Consider the following 17966-nt stretch of genomic DNA (forward strand, 5'->3'; position numbering starts at 1 on the left):
CGCCGGGCGCGGGCGTGCGCTGTGCCCTCGGCGCCCGGCACGCCGAGGGCACAGCCGTTCGTCCTAGGCGGGCTGGATGACCAGGAGCAGGTCCCCGGCCTGGACGGGGGTCGCTCCGGGCACGGCGAGGCGCGCCACCGTGCCGGCCACGGGGGCGGTGATGGCGGCCTCCATCTTCATCGCCTCGATCGTGGCCACCACGTCGCCGGCGGCGACCTCGTCGCCCTTGGCGGCGCGCAGGGTCACCGAGCCGTCGAACGGGGCGGCGACATGGCCGGGCTCCGCCGGGTCGGCGCGCTCGACCGGCGGCGCGTCCGACACGACGGACTTGTCGCGGACGGACAGCGCGCGCAGCTGGCCGTTCACCGTGCAGATGACCTGCCGGACGCCCGCCTCGTCGATGTCGCCGACCGCCTCCAGCCCGGCGAGGACGCGCACGCCGGGTTCGAGGTCGAACGCGACCTCGTGCCCGGTGCGGAGCCCGTAGAGGAACGGACCGGTCGGCAGGACGGACAGGTCGCCGTAGGCCGCGCGGGCCTCGCGGTAGTCCTTCGCGGGGCCCGGGAAGAGCAGGCGGTCGAGCGTGTCGCGGACCTCCGGGCCTGCCAGGGCCTTCTCTTCGGCGCCGTCCAGTTCGGCTCTGGCGGGCGTGTACTGGCGTCCTGCGAGGGCCTTGGTGCGGAAGGGCTCGGGCCAGCCGCCGGGCGGGTCGCCCAGCTCGCCGTTGAGGAACCCGATGACGCTGTCGGGGATGTCGTAGCGCTCCGGGTTCTCGGCGAAGTCATCGGGGTCGGCGCCGGCGGCGACCAGGTGCAGCGCCAGGTCGCCGACGACCTTGCTGGACGGGGTGACCTTCACGAGCCGTCCGAGGATCGCGTCGGCCGCCGCGTACAGGCGCTCGATCTCCTCGAAGCGGTCGCCGAGGCCGAGCGCGACCGCCTGCTGCCGCAGGTTGGACAACTGCCCGCCCGGGATCTCGTGCTGGTAGACGCGCCCTGTCGGCGACGGCAGGCCCATCTCGAACGGCGCGTACAGCTTGCGGACGCCCTCCCAGTACGGCTCCATGACGGTCAGCGCGTCCAGGTCGATTCCGGTCGCTTGGGCGGTGAAGTCGGTCGCGGCCACGATCGCCTGGAGGGGCGGCTGGCTCGTGGTGCCGGAGAGCGGCGCGGCGGCGCCGTCCACGGCGTCGACCCCGGCCTCGATGGCGGCGAGGTAGGTGCCGATCTGCCCGCCTGCCGTGTCGTGGGTGTGCAGGTGGACGGGCACGTCGAAGCGCTCGCGCAGAGCCTTCACCAGTGTGCGCGCGGCGGGGGCCCGGAGCAGGCCCGCCATGTCCTTGATGCACAGGATGTGGACGCCCGCCTCGACCAGTTCCTCTGCGAGGCGCAGGTAGTAGTCGAGCGTGTAGATCCGTTCTTCGGGGGACGAGAGGTCGCCCGTGTAGCAGAGGGTGCCCTCGACGAGCGCGTGCGTCTGGAGTACCGCGTCGATCGCCGGACGCATGCGTTCCACGTCGTTCAGGGCGTCGAACACGCGGAAGATGTCGACGCCCGTACTGGCCGCCTCCTTCACGAAGGCACGCGCCACCGAGTCGGGGTACGGCGTGTAGCCGACGGTGTTCCGCCCGCGCAGGAGCATCTGGATGCACAGGTTCGGGGCGGCCGCACGGATCGCGGCCAGCCTGTCCCAAGGCGACTCCCCCAGGAAGCGGAGCGCGACGTCGTACGTTGCCCCGCCCCAAGCCTCGATGGACAGGAGCTGCGGCGTCATGCGGGCGAGGTAGGGCGCGGCGGAGAGCAGGTCATAGGTGCGTACTCGCGTCGCCAGCAGCGACTGGTGCGCGTCCCGGAACGTCGTGTCGGTGACGGCCAGAGCGCTCTGGTTGCGGAGCTGCTCGGCGAACGCGCGCGGGCCGAGCGCCAGGAGCCGGTCGCGCGACCCCTCGGGGAACGGGCCGTCAAGGTCGAGCGGCGGCAGCTTCGTCGCCGGGTCCAGGTCGGTCGGCGCGTCGCCGTGCGGCTTGTTGACGGTGACGTCCGCCAGGTACCGGACGAGCCGCGTCGCGCGGTCGCCGCTCGACCGGGCCGTCAGCAGGCCGGGGTGGTCGGCGATGTAGGACGTCGTGACGCCGCCCGCGCGGAAGTCGGGCTCGTCCAGCAGCGCCTGGAGGAACGGGATGTTCGACGCGACCCCGCGGATGCGGAACTCGGCGACGGCCCGGCGCGCCCGCCGCACCGCCTCCTCGAACGTCCGGCCGCGGCAGGTCAGCTTCACCAGCAGCGAGTCGAAGTGCGGCGACACGATCGCGCCGCCGTACGCGGTGCCGGTGTCGAGCCGCACCCCGGCGCCGCCCGGCGACCGGTACGCCGAGATCTTGCCCGTGTCGGGGCGGAACCCGTTCGCGGGGTCCTCGGTGGTGATGCGGCACTGCACGGCGAAGCCGCCGACGGTCACGGTCTCCTGCGCGATGCCCAGGTCGGCGAGCGTCTCGCCGCCCGCGATGCGCAGTTGGCTCTGCACCAGGTCGACCCCTGTGACCTCTTCGGTCACGGTGTGCTCGACCTGGATGCGCGGGTTCATCTCGATGAACACGTGCTCGCCGCGGTCGTCCACAAGGAACTCGACGGTTCCCGCGTTCTTGTAGCCGATCTCTTGGGCGAACTTCACGGCGTCCGCGCAGAGCCGCTCCGCGACCTCCGGGGCCAGCCGGGGCGCGGGCGCGATCTCGACGACCTTCTGGTGGCGGCGCTGCACCGAGCAGTCGCGCTCGCGCAGGTGGACGATGTGCCCGGCGCCGTCCGCGAGGACCTGCACCTCGATGTGGCGGGGCCGGTCGACCGCCTGCTCCAGGAACACGGTCGCGTCGCCGAACGCGCTCTCGGCCTCGCGGCGCGCCGTGTCGACGGCGGCCTCCAGCTCCTCGCGGTGGTCGACGCGGCGCAGCCCGCGCCCGCCGCCGCCGGCCGCGGCCTTCACGAACAGCGGGAAGCCGACCTCGTCGGCCGCGGCCAGCTCGCCGCCCGGCTCGGGCGTCGTCGAGCGCAGCACGGGCAGGCCCGCGCGCCGCGCCGCCGCGACCGCCTCGATCTTGTTTCCGGCCAGGCTCAGCACCCGGGACGGCGGTCCGACGAACTCGATCCCGTTGCGCTCGCACGCCTCCGCCAGCTCGGGGCTCTCGGACAGGAAGCCGTAACCGGGGTAGACGGCGTCCGCGCCGACCCGCAGCGCGGTCTCCACGATCCCGTCCACGTCCAGGTAGGCGCGGACGGGGTGGCCGTGCTCGCCGATCTCGTACGCCTCGTCCGCCTTCTGCCTGTGCAGGGACAGCCGGTCCTCGTGCGCGTAGACGGCGACGCTGGCGATGCCGAGTTCGTAGGCCGCGCGGAAGGCGCGCACGGCGATCTCGCCCCGGTTGGCGACGAGCAGCTTTCTGATCAACGTATCTCTCCCAGGAGACGGCGCGGGCGCGTCCGCCCGCGTCCGGCGGTCTCCTGGGCTCCACGCTGAGCCGCTCTGGGGCGGGACCAGCCCGGCGGGCGAACCGAATCTTCGGATACCTACCCAGTTGAGCGGTCCGGCGAGCGTCGCACAGCGACCCGCGTCCGTGAACAAAGTGACAGATGTCGCTTAGAGGGAAAAACCCGCGATTGTTCGCGTGCTGTCAGGTTCAGTGCTATCTCACCGCGTCTGACGCGAGCGGTGGCCGCGCCACAGGCGCAGGCCCATGATGACGGCGACGATGATGGCGCCGACTAGGAAGCCCCCCAGGAAACTGGAGCGCGAGCCGTCCGGCGCGAACGCGGCCCAGGCGAGGGACACGGCGGCGATGTAGCCGACGTAGCACGCGAGGAAGAGGTAGAAGCGCCTGCTCCAGAAGAACCGCCGGGACGGGGCGGCCTCGGGCGGGAGGCCGAGGTCGCCCTCCAGGCCGAGGACGACCGCCTTGGGGCGCTTGAAGTACCCGAAGAGGATCCAGGAGCCGCACGGCTCCCAGCCGTCCGGCGCGAGGCGTCTCACGAGGGCGTCGCCGCGTCCGGGCAGGACGGTCTCGCGGCGGTACTCCCAGCGCAGCGGGTGGTCCCCGTCGCGGCGGCAGACGAAGCGCCCGGCGGCGTCGATCCGCTCGACCTCCCAGCCCTCGTCGCCGAACCGGTCGAGCATCCGCCGGTCCTGGAAGGCGTCGGCCGTCCACGTCCACGTCTCGGCCGAGGACCCGGGACCGGGCTCCGCGCCCGGCTGGACGAGCCGGGCCGCGAACTCCTCCGGCGTGCCGAACTCCTCCTCCGGGTCGGCGCCGGACTCGGCCGCGTACGCGGCGAGGTCGTCGATCGTCCCGGCGACCTCGGCCTCCGGCAGGCCGCTGCCGCGCAGCCGTTCGGCGAGGTCGGCGAAGTAGGGGGTGGTCATCGGCCGGCTCCCTCGGTGAGGACCCTGCGGACGGACGCGTCGAACTCCAGCCACAGGCCGCTCTGCTCGGCGAGCGTCGCGCGGCCCGCGTCCGTGAGGTGGTAGTAGCGGCGGCCGGGGCCGCGGTCGGCGACGCGGAACTCCGCGGACACCAGCCCCGCCTCCTCCAGCCGGTTGAGGACGGGGTACAGCGTGCCGCCCTTGATCTGGCCCAGGCCGGCGCCCGCGAGCGTCTTGGCGATCTCGTACCCGTAGCTCTCGGCCCCGGTGAGGCTGGCGAGGACCAGGAGGTCGAGCACGCCCTTGAGCCAGCTAGCGCGGCGGTCGGCGGCCATGGCGGTCATCCTCGGGGTTTTGCGTGCGGGTGCGCAAACTAGCTCCGGGCGGTCTCCGGCGCGGCCTGCGCCGTCCGGCCCGCCACCATGGGGACGACCACCAGGGCGAAGACGTCGATGGCGACGTGCAGGCCGACGGGCACCAGGAGGCTGCCGCTCGTGACGTACAGGTAGGTCAGCAGGTAGCCGATCGCGGCGACGGGGAGCACGCCGCGCCAGCCCTGGTACAGGTGGCCGATGACGAAGAGGACGAGGGCGGCGCCGGCGGCGGTCTTCACGCCCAGCCCGAGGACGCCGACGCCGAACGCGATGAGGAAGCCCCGGTAGACGAGCTCCTCGCAGACGCCCGCCGTCACGGACATGCCCAGGGTGTACCAGCGCTCGGTGGACGTCCTGGGGTGCATCTCCGTGACGGCGCTCTGCGCGACCCTCGGCACGCTCTTGCGGGATTCGCGCCGCAGGAAGAACAAGACGAGCGGGGCGGCCACCGCGATCGCGATGAACATGCCGGCGGCGCGGCCCGGCTCGTCCGGCAGGGCGAGCCCGAGGTCGGACGCGGCGACGCCCGGCGAGGCCACCAGGACGGCGAGCACGGCCAGGGCGGACGCCCATGCCATCGCGATCCACATCCGGAACATCCTGACCAGCGCCTTCGGGTCGCGGTCCCGGTCGCGCACCATGCGGTCGTAGCTCAGCTTGCCGACCAGCCACTCGACGAGCACGTAGCCGATCAGGGGCACGGTCAGCACCAGGCCGAAGGCCGAGAAGTCCGGCGAGATCTCCACCGCGGCGTCCCTCCACTAGTTGGTTCGACGGGCTATAACGTACGCCAACCTAGTTAGGGATACAACCTAGGTAGCCCCGGCGAAACGAGGGGCGGCCGGGATCGGACGCGCATAAACGGAACGATCACTCGGAATAGCGGGAAGGATCTTGCGGTTGCAACTACCGTGCGTACACCGGCGCTCCGGGTAGCACCCATGTCCACGACCCATGGAGGTGAACCGTGCCGAGCAGCATCCCCCGCACCCGTTCCAACAACGGACGGAAACATGTGAAGACCACGTCGCTGCGCGCCCTCGCGGTGGCGGCCCAGTTGGAACGAAACCACGCCCAGGAGGGTCCACCGGGCAAGGTGGACGGCCGGATCGAGTCCCGCCCAGAGCGGCGGACACCCGACCCGGCCTGACCCCACCCCGCCCTGGCCCCCGCCTAGAGCGACGCAAGCCCCCGTGCACTCGCACGGGGGTTCTGTCGTCCCGGAGGTCTAGCGGCCCACCGCGTTGAAGACGGTGTGGACGGCGGCGCGCGTGCGTACCCTCCCCACGCTCTCGACCATCGCGGTGAGGTGCTCGGCGCCGAGGACGGCCAGCAGGGCATGCGCCGTCGCCTCGCAGTCTGACACCGCCTCGCAGTCCGGGACGGGCTCGCCGTCCGGAACCGCCGCGTCCATCTGGTCGAGGAGGATCACCAGGTGCCGGTGCCAGAACCCGTAGGCGCCGATGCGGTACCGCGCGCCCGGCGACGCGGTCTCCGACATGCGCACGAGGGACATGTGGCCCAGCACGTAGTCCAGGTAGGCGTCGGCGAAGGCGTGCAGGCGGTCGGACGGCGAGGCGGCCGCGTCCCCTTTGCCCGGCCCGAGCGGGGACGGTCCGGACAGGATCGCGTTCTGCAAATCGCGTTCGCGGTGGTTCAGGAGGGCCGCGGCCAGTCCCGCCTTGTCGCCGAACCGGCGGAAGAGGGTCCCCTTGCCGACGCCCGCGGCGGCGGCGACGGCGTCCATCGAGACCGACTCGACCCCGTGCCGGGCGAAGAGGGCGGCGGCCGCGTCCAGCACCTTCACCCGGTTGCGCGCGGCGTCGGCGCGCTCCTTGGGCGGCGGCGTCCGCATCAGTTCGAGGTCGACGCGCCGGCCGCTCGCGGGTCCGCGGTCCATCGGCGCCTCCCGGGTCGGATCAAGCGGACTTTAGTCCTGTTGGTCTCCGGCCACCAATCCGCCCGGCGGGACCGCCTACCATCGTTTGCCCATAGTCTTGCTGAACGATCTTGCAGGCGAGCGGGAAGCGACGGGGAGCGAGTGGTGTGACGGACAGGACGATGCCGGACGCCCTTCCACTGCGGTCGGGCGACCCCACCGAGTTGGGCGGATACGAGATCCTGGGCCGCCTCGGAGAGGGCGGGCAGGGCGCGGTCTTCCTGGGCCGGCGAGCCGGCGAGAGCGGAGCGCCGCGCACCGCCGACCACGTCGCGATCAAGCTGCTGCACGGCGGGCTCACCGGCGACGAGTCCGCCCGCGCGCGCTTCGTCCGCGAACTGGAGGTCGCCAAGCGCGTCGCGCGGTTCTGCACGGCGCAGGTACTCGACGCGGACGTCGCGGGCGACCAGCCCTACATCATCAGCGAGTACGTGCCCGGCCTCTCCCTGCACCACGTCGTGCGGACGGAGGGCCCGCGCATGGGCGGCGCTCTGGAACGGCTCGCCATCAGCACGCTGACCGCGCTCACGGCGATCCACCAGGCCGGGATCGTCCACCGCGACTTCAAGCCCCACAACGTGATGCTGGGCCCGGACGGGCCCCGCGTCATCGACTTCGGCGTGGCGCGCGCGCTGGGCGCGGCGGGCGAGACGCAGAACGTCGGCACGCCCGCCTACATGTCGCCCGAGCACTTCACCGGGGGCGAGGTCGGTCCCGCCGCCGACATGTTCGCCTGGGGCACGACCATGGCGTTCGCCGCGACGGGACGTCCCGCGTTCGGCAACGACGAGATGGCCACGGTCATGCACCGGATCCTGACCTCCGAGCCCGACCTCGGCGACCTGCCGGACCCGATGCGCGAACTGGTCCTGGCGTGCCTCGCCAAGGAGCCCGCGCAGCGCCCGACCGCCCGCGAGGCGCAGGAGCGCCTGGTCGGCGCGGCCAGCGGAACGTCCTCGGCCGGGTCGCCGGTTCCGCCGCTGCCCGCCTTCCCCGGGCTGCCGGCCGACGCGCCCGCGTCCTGGCAGGCGGCCGCGCCGCCGGGCTCGACCGACCCGCACGCCTCCCCGCCGGTGATGGCGGGCGCCGTGCTGCCTCCCGACAACCTCACGGACCCGTCCGGCATCAGGCACAGGACGGCTCCGCAACCGCCGCCCTACGAGGAGATGCCCCCGCCTCCCGGCGGGCTGCACGGCGCGCCCCCGCCTCTTCCTCCCGGCCCGCCGCACGCCCAGGGGCACGCCCCCAGGAAGCGCGGACGGCTCATCGTGCCCCTCGCGGCAGCCGCGGCGGTCGCGGTCGTCATCGCGGGCGGCGCGGCCTGGGCGGCGACCAGGGGCGGCGACGGCGCCGACAAGGGCCAGCCGGTCACGGCGTCCGACCAGCAGCAGGGTGTGGCGGGCGGCGCCGGGGCCTCGGGGAGTGCCGGCAACGCCGCCCGGAATCCGGCCAAGACGAAGCCGGGGCAGCCGCAGGGCAGCAAGAGCGGAGGCCCCACGTCCCCTAACTCGTCCAAGAAGCCGGGGGCTCCGCAGCAGCCGGGCGGGTCGACGCCCACGCAGGGCACCGGGGGCGGTGGAGGCGGAGGCTCCACGACCACCCGGGAGCCCGCCAACAAGTACACCCCGCAGCAGGCGTGCAACAGCGGCGGACATGGGAGCGGGTACTACGTGCAGCGCTCGCTGAGCGTCTCCGGCGGCGCGGCCTACCTGCTCTACAACAGCTCCGGCTACAACTGCGCGGTCACCATGAAGACGCAGAACGTCGGCAAGAAGTCCCCTGTCTCGGTCTGGATCCAGAAGCAGGGCGGCGGTTCCATCGCCGACAGCGGATCGTTCGCCTGGTACGCGGGGCCCGTGTACGTGAAGGCGCCCGGGGCGTGCGTCCGGTTCGGCGGAAACGGCCGCAGCGCGCCCTACGGCAACTGCGGCTGACCCCGCCCGGGAGCGGCAGGCGGCGGGGAGCGGCGGGCGACGGGAGCGGCGGGCGACGGGAGCGGCGGGCGACGGGAGCGGCCCGGAAAACCGAAAGGCCACCCTCGCGCCTGGGTGGCCTCTGCTCTGTTCCGCGGCCGGGTCGACGTTCGGTGCTCCGGAGCCGACCCGTCCGTTCTCGGATTGCTTGGCGGTTTCGCTAGGTCGATTCAGTTGTGGGAGGCGATGAGATGGTCGAAGTCGCCGTCCTTGGCTCCAAGGATCAGCGCCTCGATCTCGGGGCGGGTGTAGATCAGGGCGGGTCCGTCGGGATGACGGGAGTTGCGCATCGCCACCTGCCCGCCGGGCAGCTCGGCGATTTCCACACAGTTCCCCTGGGAGTTGCTTCGCCGGGACTTCAGCCACCGCGCCCCTTGGAGGTCGGCGGCCGAGGTCCCGTTGTCGTAATCGGTCTGGAGCATCATGTCTCTCTGAGAAGATCACCGAGAAGCTCGACGGTGCGCTCCGGGGTCGCACTGTCGACGCACAGGCGTTCCATCGCCTGCAGATAGGTGTCGACGTCGTCGCGCTTGTCCAGGTACATCGCGCCGGTGAGGTTCTCGACGTAAACCACGTCCGGCAGGTCCTGCTCGGGAAAGCGCAGGATGGTGAAGGCCCCTCCCTCGGCGGCGTGGCCGCCGAACCTGAACGGCATGGTCTGAATGGTGACGTTGGGCAGCTTGGACATCTCGATGAGATGCTCGAACTGGCCCCGCATCACCTCCGGGCCTCCGATGGGACGCCGGAGCGCCCCCTCGTCCACCACGGCCCACAGCCGCGGCGCGTCCGGGCCCGTCAGGCGCCCCTGCCGTTGCATGCGCAGTTCCACGCGCTGGTCGATCTCGTGTTCGGCGGCACCGGCGTTGCCCAGGCGGATCACCGCGCGCGCATACCCCTCCGACTGCAGCAGTCCCGGGACGAACTGCAGTTCATACGTGCGGATCAACGCCGCCGACTCCTCCAGGCCCACATAGGTCTGGAACCAGCCGGGCAGCACGTCGTTGTACCGGTGCCACCAACCGGGGGTGTTGGCCTCCCGCGCAAGCTGTAGCAGCGCCTCGCGTTCCGTCTTGTCGCCGACGCCGTACAACGTGAGCAGGTCGTCCACGTCGCGTTCCTTGAAGCTGACCCGGCCGAGCTCCAGGCGGCTGATCTTCGACTCCGACGCACGGATGACGTAGCCGGCGTCCTGACGGGTCACGCCCGTCTGCTCGCGCAGACGGCGAAGCTGCGACCCGAGCAGGATCCGGCGAACCGTCGACCCGCTTCCCGGCGTCTCTGGAGTCACGTCCAACCTCCCGGCTAATCGGCGGACAGCGAACCTAGTGTGCCACTGGCCTGAGTGTCCTGCGGTTACCTCCGTTCACCCGCGTGCGATCCGCGTCGTCCCACACCCTCACGACCCGGATGCACGTGCATTGGGCCTTGCATTCGCACGCTACGATGCGCAGGATAACGCACGAGACTTCCGAGCCACGGCTGCACAACGAGAACACTCTGCGGGGTCCGGTGGAATGACGTCACGCCACGCGCACGACGACACGCGGTGGGAGCTCGGCCCCGTCGCGGGGCCGTGCGACCCACGGGACCACGCTGGGCGCTCCACACCCGTCCCAGAGTCGGTGAACCTGCCGCCGCGGCTGGACACGGCCGTCACGGCGCTGACCCAGCTGCGCGGCTCGACCGTGTCGTTCACCGTCGACCCCGACCCCGAATCCGTCACCGCGGCCCGGCACTTCGCCGTCTCCCGGCTCGCCGAATGGAGTCTCTCCGAGCTCTGCGACGACGTCGGCCTCGTCGTCTCCGAACTCGTCACGAACGCACTGCGGCACAGCGGAGGGGTGAACACCAGCGGGCGGCCGGGCGTCGACGTGCACCGCGAGGGCGTGTACGGCGACCCGGCCGACCCGCTGGGCTCCGCCCCGTCCGCGATAAGGCTGCGCCTGGGGCACGAGGCGCCCTGGCTGCTCTGCGGCATCATCGACACCAGCCGCACCGCCCCGCGCCGCAAAGAGCCCGACTACATCGCCGAGACCGGACGCGGGCTCCACCTCGTCGAGTCGTTCAGCGTCCGGTGGGGGTGGCGGGCGCTCCACCACGGCAAAGTGGTGTGGGCGCTGTTCCGCTCCCCTTGAAAGGGGCGCAGGGCTTGAAGGGGGCGCAGGGCGGGGCGTACCCGACCGAAGCGCGTAACGGCGCGCGACAGGGGTAGCTATTCATTTCCCCCCGGCGGGCGCTCGCGCAGGGCCCGGCGAGACGAGCGAACGAAAGGAGCACCGGTGGACTTCGCCGTCGAGCATCGGGTCGAGAAGGGCCTCACGGTCGTCAAGATCAGCGGTGAGATCGACGTCTTCACCAGCCCCCGGCTGCGGGAGGCGCTGCTCGAGATCATCGACAACGGCGGCGCGCACCTCGTGATCGACCTCAGCGACGTGACGTTCCTCGACTCCACGGGCCTCGGCGTGCTGGTCGGCATCTACCACCGGCTCCGCGCGCGCGACGGCTCGATGTCCTTCATGGGCGTGAACGACCGGGTGCGCCGGGTCTTCCACGTCACCCAGCTCACCAAGATCTTCGTCCTGCACCGGTCGCTGGAGGACGCGATCGCGGCGCACGAGTCCGCCGCGTCCTGAGACCCCCGCCTGCCGCTCCCCGCTCCCGGCCCGCCGGTTCCCGCTCTGCTTAGGCCGGACTTCCGCCCTGCTTCGCCTGCGCTCGTACCGCTTTGCCGTACGGGTTATCCACAGGTTGGCGCGAACGCGACCCCGGTCGGACGCAGCCGGTACGGTGAGACCGAGATCAAGCCGCGCCGCCCGGGCACGTCCCGCCGACGCGCGCGGCGCCGGCCGCAACTCCGAAACGGACGGGAGCGCTCCGTGGCAGAACAGCCGCTGCATGAGCACACGCTCGGCAATGGCCTGCGCGTGGTGGTCTGCGAAGACCATGTCGTACCACTGGCCGCCGTGAACATCTGGTACGGGGTGGGATCGCGGCACGAGCGGTCCGGCCGGACCGGGCTCGCCCACCTCTTCGAGCACCTGATGTTCCAGGGCTCGGCGAACGTCGCCGAGGGCGAGCACGCCGCCCTGCTGGAGAGCGCGGGCGCCGCGTTCAACGCCAGCACGTCGTTCGAGCGCACGAACTACTACGAGACGGTGCCGGTCAGCCATCTGGAGCTCGCGCTCTGGCTGGAGGCCGACCGGATGGGCACGCTGCCCGCCGCGCTCACCCAGGCCAACCTCGACAACCAGCGCGACGTCGTGAAGAACGAGCGCCGCCAGCGCTACGACAACCAGCCCTACGGCACGGCGTTCGAGCGGCTGTGCGCGCTGACGTTCCCCCAGGGGCACCCGTACGCGCACACCCCGATCGGGTCCATGGACGACCTCGACGCCACCACCCTCGAAGACTGCACCGACTTCTTCGCGACCTGGTACGCGCCGGGCAACGCCGTGCTGTCCGTCGTCGGCGACGTCGACCCGGCCGCGACCATCGCGGCCGTCGAGCGCTACTTCGGCGGGCTCCCCGCGGGGCCGGAGAAGCCCGCCGCCCGTCCCGGCGAACTGGGGCCGCTGGCCGGCGTCCGCGAGGAGACGCTGCGCGAGGACGTCCCGTCCCCCGCCTACTTCGCGATGTTCACGCTGCCGGCCGACGGCGGCGACGACATCGAGGCCGCCGAGCTGGCCGTCGAGATCCTCGGCGGCGGCTCCGGCTCCCGCCTCTACGACCGGATGGTCCGCCGCGACCAGATCGCCACCGAGGTCTGGGCCGGGGTGACGCGGCTCGCCTCCGGGCAGTCCCTCGCGATCGTCGACGCCATCGGGCCGGAACCGGACAAGATCGCCGCCGTCCTCGACGAGGAGCTCGAACGCTTCGCCGCGCACGGCCCCGACGCCGACGAGACCGCCCGCGCCACCGCCCAGGCCGAGCGCGGCTTCCTGGAGCAGACCGAGACGGTGACGGGCCTGGCCAACGCGCTGTCGCAGAACGCCACCCAGTTCGGCGACCCGGCCCGGGTCTTCACCGCCCCCGGGCGCGCCGCCGCCGTCACCGGGGACGCGATCAAGCAGATGGCGGGCCACTGGCTCGCCCCGGGCGGCCGCACCGCCCTGACCTACGGAGGCACCTCGTGAGCAGCGGCCTGGCACTGCAGCCCCGTCCCGTCCCCGGTCCCGTCCCGGCCTGGGCGTTCCCGGCCGGCGTCGAGGGCCGCGTCCCGGCCGGCCCGGCGACGCTCCGCTGCGACCTGCCGGGGCGGCGGCTCGCCGCGGTCCGGCTCGTCCTGCACGCGGGCGCGGGCCGCGAGCCCGCCGGCCTGGACGGCGTGGCGACGCTGGCCGCGCACACGCTGATGGAGGGCACCGAGCCGGGCGGCGGCACCGCGCTGACCGCCGCGTTCGAACGGCTCGGCGCCAGCTTCTACGCGGCCGCCGACCTGACCGCGCTGCGCATCGCGCTCGACGTCCCGACGTCCCGACTCGGCGCCGCCCTCGACCTGTTCTCCGAGGTCGTGCGGCGTCCCGCGCTCGACGACGGGGACGTGCGGCGGCTCGTCCGCGAGCGCCTGGAGGAGATCGCCCAGGAGGACGCCGACCCCGGCTCGCGCGCCATGCGCGAACTGCGCGCGGTGATGTTCCCGGCCGAGGCCCGCGCGTCCCGTCCGACGGGCGGCGACCGGTCCTCGGTCGGCGGGCTGCAGGGGTCCGACATCCGCGCCTTCTACGGGTCCGTCGTCCCCGCCGAGGCCACCGCGGTCGTCGCCGGCGACCTCTCCGGCACGGGCGTCGACGCCGCGCTCTCCGGCGCGCTGGAGTCCTGGGCCGCGACCGGCGAGCCGCTGCCCACCGCCGACCGCGTCCTGCCCGGCTCGGCGGCCCGCATCGTCGTGGTCGACCGTCCCGGCTCCGTCCAGACCTACCTGAGCTTCGGGCACGGCGTCCCCGACCGCTCGCACCACGACTGGCCGTCGCTGACGGTCGCGGCGCACGTGCTCGGCGGCGGCCTCACGTCCCGGCTGAACGCGGTGCTCCGCGAGGAGAAGGGCTACACCTACGGCATGCGGGCCGGGCTGCTCCGCATGCGGCACTGCGGCCTGTTCATCGCCCAGGGCTCCGTCCACACCGAGGTCACGGCCGACGCCGTCGCCGACGCGCTGACGGAGCTGCGCAGCATCGTCTCCCGTGGCATCGACGCCGAGGAGCACGGCCTGTCCGTCCGCGCCCTGGCCGACCGGGCGCCCGCCGAGTACGAGACGGCACGCGCCGTCGCCGCCGAACTGGCCGACGCGTCCGCGAACGGCCTGGGCGCCGGCTACCCCAGCGCCTACCTGGCCGCCGTCCGCGCCTCCACCCCCGACGGGGTGGCCCGCGCCTACCGCAAGCACGTCGACCCGGAGGCCCTCACCGTCATCGCCGTGGGCGACGCCGCCCAGATCCGCGAACCTCTGGAGAAGCTCGGCTACGCCACCGTCACGGTCACCGCCAAGGAAGACTGACCCGCCCGCCCCGCACCCCGCCCAGCGGGAGATCCCGTTTGCGGTGGGGAGGGCGGCGGCGGAGAAATCGGCTCGGGATTCCGCTTCGGGCGGTGAACCGATGTCATGGTGGAGTAGGTCTAACTTGCGTGGCCCAGGGCACGCGGGCTGAGGAGCGCGGGGAGGACGTCCCCGCGGTCGGGAGAAGGGAACGGCCGGTGTCCTACGGGCAGATGGCGGGTGGCGGGCCGTCCGTCGACACGATCCTCGCGGAGCCGAACTGCAAGCCCGGCGGGGTCGTGGCGGGCAAGGTGCACCTGCGCGGCGGGGCCGGGTCCGTGGAGATCCGGCACGTGACGCTGGCGCTCATGCCGCGCATGCTGAACGGCTACGGCGGCGAGACCGCCGGGCCCGAGGTGTACCGGGGCGCGCTGACCCGGGGCTTCCGGCTGGACGCGGCGCAGCAGCGCGATCTGTCCTTCTCCATCCCGCTGCCGTACGAGCTGCCGTTCACGACCGTGCTCGGCCACGAGCTGCCCGGCTTCACGATCGGCATGTGCACCGAGATCGACGCCGTGGGGCAGCCCGACCCGGGCGACATCGACCCGATCTCGGTGGAGCCGCTGGAGTCCCAGCAGTGGGTGCTCGCCTCGATCGCCCAGCTCGGTTTCCAGGTCGCGAACGTGACGTTCGAGGAGTCGAAGCTGCGGGGCGTCGCCCAGCAGCTGCCCTTCCACCAGGAGATCCACCTCAACCCGCCGACGGCGTACCAGGGGCGGATCGACCGGGTGGGGCTGAGCTTCGTCGCCAGCCCGCGCAGCATGGCCTTCGTCCTGCGCGCCGAAGACCGCGACACCCCGAAGGACGAGTCGTTCGGGGTGTTCCAGGTCGCGCACGCCGAGGCCGCCGAGACCGACTGGAACGCCAAGATCGGCGATTGGCTGGAGGCCGCCGCCGCGCTGCCCCGCGCGCAGGGCGCCGCCCAAGGCCAGGCGCCCCTCCCGCCTCCCGGCGGGGCCTTCCCCCCGCCACCGCCGGGCGACCCGGCCGCGGCGTCCTACGGGCAGCAGGGCAACGCCCAGTTCCCGCCGCCCGCCCCCGCCCCCGGTCAGGCGCCGGGCCCCGCCTACCGACCCGAGCCCGGTTACGCCGGAGCGTCCAACTCCGCCTATCCCCCGCCGGGCGCCCCGAACGCGCCCATGCACGGGCACGCAATGCACGGCTCCGTACCTCCTGCCGCCGGCCTGCCCGCCCACGGCCAATTCGGAGCCACGCCCCCTCCGCCGCCCGGCCACACCGGCCCGCCCGGACATCTCCCGCAAGGCGGGGCGTTCGCGCCCGGCCACGGCGGGCCGCCGCCCCCACCGGGCCAGGGCCCGTACGGAGCCGCGCCGCCGCCCCCGCACGGCCAATCCCCGCACGGCGCCCCACCGCCTCCAGGCGGGCAGGTCCCGCACGGCGCACCGCCGCCGCCGGGCGGCCCGCCCTACCCGGGGCACGGCGCTCCACCGGCCGCACCGGGGCAGGTCCCGCACGGTGCCGTGCCGCCGCCCGCGCCGCCCGGGCCCGGCGGGATGTCCGCACCCGGCCACGCCGGTCCGCCGCCCGCACCCGGGCAGCTCCCGCACGGCGCCCCGCCGCCCGGAGGGCCGTACGCGGCGGGCCACGCGGGCCCGCCGCCGCCCGCTCCACCCGGCCCGGCGGGTTACCCGCCCGCGGCGTACGGCCACCCCGGGCCGCCGCCCGTGCACGTCCACCACGGCTCGCCCGGCTACCACCACGGCCATCGCGGGCACCACGGCGCCGTCGCCGCGGCCGGCCTGGTCGGCGGCGCCGCGGCGGCGGGCATCGCGGGCGGCATGGCCTTCGGGGCCATGGGCGACGCGGCCGGCCAGGTCGCGAACGTGGCGGGCTACGTCGCGGGCGCCCCGGTGGACGCGTTCGGCAACGCCGTCGCCGGATACGCCGGCAACGTCGCCGGAGGCATGATCGCGGACGCGGCCGGCGGCGTCGCCGGGGACATCGCGGGCGACGTGGCCGGGGAGATCGCCGGCGGCGCCGCCGAGATCCTCGGCGGCCTCCTGGGCGGCCTCTTCGGCTGACCCCACCGAAAATGCCGGACGTTCTGGACGAGATGCGCCGCGTCCTCGTCCAATCCGGCCACGCACGGTTATCGTCGAGAGCGCAGCCGCTTCCCGAGGAGTCACATGACCACCGTGATCCTGGTCCTGCTCTGCCTTGCGATCGCCGGACGCGAGCTCTACCTGGCGTCCGACAAGCGACTCCCCCGCGCCCAGGCCGACCTGCGCCAGCTCCATCGGCAGCTGGACGACCTCGCCCGGGACCACCAGGCGCTCAAGACGGTGGTGGACGAGGCCACCGAGCCGGCCGGCATCCCCATCCCGCCCCAGCCGGAGGGGACGCCCTCCGACGTCGTCGAAAGGCTCGACTCCGTCACCGGGCGGGTGGAGCGGCTGGAGAAGCAGTTCAGCGACATCTCCGCGGATCTGGCCGGCGCCGACCTCGACCGCGACGCCCAGCACGCGCTGGCCCGCTCCCTCGACGCCGTGGAGCAGGACGTCCTGGAACTGCACCGCGAGATGCTCGACCGGCTGGACCGCGAGGAGGGCGTCGTCACCGGCGCCCTCCTGAGCGAGGAGGGCGAGAGCGAGACGCTGCTCGCCGAGGCCTACGAGAAGTGCGCGACCGAGTGCGGGCTGCGCGTCCGCATCCGCGACCAGCGTCCCGCGCAGGCGACCGGCGCCTACTGGGGCACCGTCTACCACATGTCGGGACGGCGCCCCGACGTCCTCGCCGAAGACCTGTTCTCCTACGTCCGCGGCCTCTACGACCCGCAGGACGCGTCCGCCGTGAACGCCCTGCTCTCCGAGCTGGCGTCGCTGCGCGGCGGCGGCGTCGCGCAGTTCGGCCCGTTCGTCGCGGTGAGCACGCAGAGCGCGCTCCTGTGCGGCGTGCTCCCGGACGACGAGAGCACGCCGCCGACCGAGCCGTGGCAGCTCGTGGACCACATCCGCGAACTGCCCGCCGACCGGCAGCGCGACCTGTCCTGGCTGCGCTCCGACGACTGATCACGGACGGACGAACCGGGGCGCGCCGTCCGCCTCGTCCACGCCGAACGCCAGCAGGCACCGCGGGACCCGCGCCGCGTCGATCTGCAGGCACACCCCGAGCCGCAGTTCCGGGTCGACGAACACGACCCGCCGCAACGCCCACAGCGCCCGCCGCGCACGCGCCCGCGTCTCGTCCCGTCCCGGTTCGCGCAGCGTCCCGGTGACGACCCGGCCCGCGTACCGCCACAGCGCCGCCGAGTCCAGGACCCGGACGCCCGCCTCGGCGAGGTTCGCGACGATCACGACCCCGCTGTCGTCGTCCTCCGTCCCGGACGGCGCCCGCAGCGCGCCCTCCCCCGGCAGGTCGCGCGGGGCCTGCGGCCCGCCCACCGCGCGGTGGTAGCGCAGCGGGTCGAGCGTGTCGATGACGAACGCCCCCGCGTAGGGCCGGGACGCGCGCGGCGGAACCGCCCGCCCCGGCGGCACCCGCACGGTGCGCAGGCCCAGGTGGGCGCTGAGATCGAACACCATCCCGGCGTCGTCCCGCCACGCGGGCACCCCGAGCTGCACCGCCGCCTTCCGGTCGAGCGGGTCCATCGCCACATCACCGCGCCGCGAGAGCGCCGACGCCATCCCGAGCCCCGGAAACGCGCTCTCCAGCACCGCGAGCATCGCCCGCCACGTGGTACTGCCGACGAACTCGTCCGCGAACGCGTCCGCCGAACC

At 73.5% G+C, this 17966-nt stretch carries 16 protein-coding genes; 8 read left to right on the forward strand and 8 right to left on the reverse strand.

The features are described 5' to 3' along the window. Positions 1-63 precede the first annotated feature (63 nt). From ACA511_RS34790 to ACA511_RS34805, 4 genes are all read right to left on the reverse strand, one after another. Entirely contained in the window at positions 64-3441 is a 3378-nt protein-coding gene (locus ACA511_RS34790; RefSeq protein WP_375028950.1) for a pyruvate carboxylase, read from the reverse strand. Positions 3442-3681: 240 nt separating this feature from the next. Then, complete coding sequence (locus tag ACA511_RS34795; protein WP_375028951.1) at positions 3682-4410, reverse strand: hypothetical protein; 729 nt, start codon at positions 4408-4410, stop codon at positions 3682-3684. After that, positions 4407-4745, reverse strand: coding sequence for a PadR family transcriptional regulator (locus tag ACA511_RS34800; protein ID WP_375028952.1), 339 nt, complete (start codon positions 4743-4745; stop codon positions 4407-4409). The genes ACA511_RS34795 and ACA511_RS34800 overlap by 4 nt, the downstream gene beginning before the upstream one ends. A gap of 38 nt (positions 4746-4783) precedes the next feature. Then, positions 4784-5530, reverse strand: coding sequence for a CPBP family intramembrane glutamic endopeptidase (locus tag ACA511_RS34805; RefSeq protein WP_375028953.1), 747 nt, complete (start codon positions 5528-5530; stop codon positions 4784-4786). Between the two features lie 221 nt (positions 5531-5751). Here ACA511_RS34805 and ACA511_RS34810 point away from each other — a divergent pair, with 221 nt between their 5' ends. Further along, positions 5752-5934 (forward strand): hypothetical protein, encoded by a 183-nt coding sequence (locus ACA511_RS34810; RefSeq protein ID WP_375028954.1) that lies wholly within the window; start codon positions 5752-5754, stop codon positions 5932-5934. Positions 5935-6012: 78 nt separating this feature from the next. Here the strand turns inward: ACA511_RS34810 and ACA511_RS34815 are convergent, their stop codons facing one another. Continuing rightward, positions 6013-6684, reverse strand: a complete 672-nt coding sequence (locus ACA511_RS34815; RefSeq protein WP_375028955.1) for a TetR/AcrR family transcriptional regulator — start codon at positions 6682-6684, stop codon at positions 6013-6015. A 146-nt stretch (positions 6685-6830) separates the two neighbouring features. Between ACA511_RS34815 and ACA511_RS34820 the strand changes: the two genes are divergently transcribed. After that, positions 6831-8657, forward strand: coding sequence for a serine/threonine protein kinase (locus tag ACA511_RS34820; RefSeq protein ID WP_375028956.1), 1827 nt, complete (start codon positions 6831-6833; stop codon positions 8655-8657). A gap of 209 nt (positions 8658-8866) precedes the next feature. Here ACA511_RS34820 and ACA511_RS34825 read toward each other — a convergent pair whose 3' ends face one another. Continuing rightward, positions 8867-9118, reverse strand: a complete 252-nt coding sequence (locus tag ACA511_RS34825; RefSeq protein ID WP_375028957.1) for a DUF397 domain-containing protein — start codon at positions 9116-9118, stop codon at positions 8867-8869. Then, on the reverse strand, positions 9118-9939 hold the full coding sequence (locus tag ACA511_RS34830) for a helix-turn-helix domain-containing protein (RefSeq protein ID WP_375028971.1): 822 nt from the start codon (positions 9937-9939) through the stop codon (positions 9118-9120). The genes ACA511_RS34825 and ACA511_RS34830 overlap by 1 nt, the downstream gene beginning before the upstream one ends. Before the next feature lie 379 nt (positions 9940-10318). Here ACA511_RS34830 and ACA511_RS34835 point away from each other — a divergent pair, with 379 nt between their 5' ends. The 6 genes from ACA511_RS34835 to ACA511_RS34860 all read left to right on the forward strand — a co-directional run bounded on the left by ACA511_RS34835 (position 10319) and on the right by ACA511_RS34860 (position 17258). Beyond that, positions 10319-10831: an ATP-binding protein gene (locus ACA511_RS34835; protein WP_375028958.1), complete on the forward strand. Its 513-nt coding sequence runs from the start codon at positions 10319-10321 to the stop codon at positions 10829-10831. A gap of 144 nt (positions 10832-10975) precedes the next feature. After that, positions 10976-11329 carry an STAS domain-containing protein gene (locus ACA511_RS34840; protein WP_375028959.1) on the forward strand — a complete coding sequence of 118 codons (354 nt, stop codon included), beginning with the start codon at positions 10976-10978 and terminating at the stop codon, positions 11327-11329. Between the two features lie 243 nt (positions 11330-11572). Continuing rightward, positions 11573-12829, forward strand: coding sequence for a M16 family metallopeptidase (locus ACA511_RS34845; protein WP_375028960.1), 1257 nt, complete (start codon positions 11573-11575; stop codon positions 12827-12829). Then, on the forward strand, positions 12826-14190 hold the full coding sequence (locus tag ACA511_RS34850; protein WP_375028961.1) for a M16 family metallopeptidase: 1365 nt from the start codon (positions 12826-12828) through the stop codon (positions 14188-14190). The genes ACA511_RS34845 and ACA511_RS34850 overlap by 4 nt, the downstream gene beginning before the upstream one ends. A 197-nt stretch (positions 14191-14387) precedes the next feature. Further along, positions 14388-16271, forward strand: a complete 1884-nt coding sequence (locus ACA511_RS34855; RefSeq protein WP_375028962.1) for a sporulation protein — start codon at positions 14388-14390, stop codon at positions 16269-16271. Positions 16272-16376: 105 nt separating this feature from the next. Continuing rightward, positions 16377-17258, forward strand: a complete 882-nt coding sequence (locus tag ACA511_RS34860) for a hypothetical protein (RefSeq protein ID WP_375028963.1) — start codon at positions 16377-16379, stop codon at positions 17256-17258. Here ACA511_RS34860 and ACA511_RS34865 read toward each other — a convergent pair. Further along, positions 17259-17966: hypothetical protein (locus ACA511_RS34865; protein WP_375028964.1), on the reverse strand; the 708-nt coding region annotated here is incomplete at its 5' end.

Source organism: Actinomadura sp. GTD37 (genome assembly GCF_041951365.1).
Classification (GTDB): Bacteria; Actinomycetota; Actinomycetes; order Streptosporangiales; family Streptosporangiaceae; genus Spirillospora.

What these genes read in the sequence shown, in the direction of transcription:
- ACA511_RS34795 (WP_375028951.1), bottom strand. Translation starts at nt 4,410, where the DNA reads ATGACCACCCCCTACTTCGCCGACCTCGCCGAACGGCTGCGCGGCAGC.
- ACA511_RS34800 (WP_375028952.1), bottom strand. Translation starts at nt 4,745, where the DNA reads ATGGCCGCCGACCGCCGCGCTAGCTGGCTCAAGGGCGTGCTCGACCTC.
- ACA511_RS34815 (WP_375028955.1), bottom strand. Translation starts at nt 6,684, where the DNA reads ATGGACCGCGGACCCGCGAGCGGCCGGCGCGTCGACCTCGAACTGATG.
- ACA511_RS34825 (WP_375028957.1), bottom strand. Translation starts at nt 9,118, where the DNA reads ATGCTCCAGACCGATTACGACAACGGGACCTCGGCCGCCGACCTCCAA.
- ACA511_RS34860 (WP_375028963.1), top strand. Translation starts at nt 16,377, where the DNA reads ATGACCACCGTGATCCTGGTCCTGCTCTGCCTTGCGATCGCCGGACGC.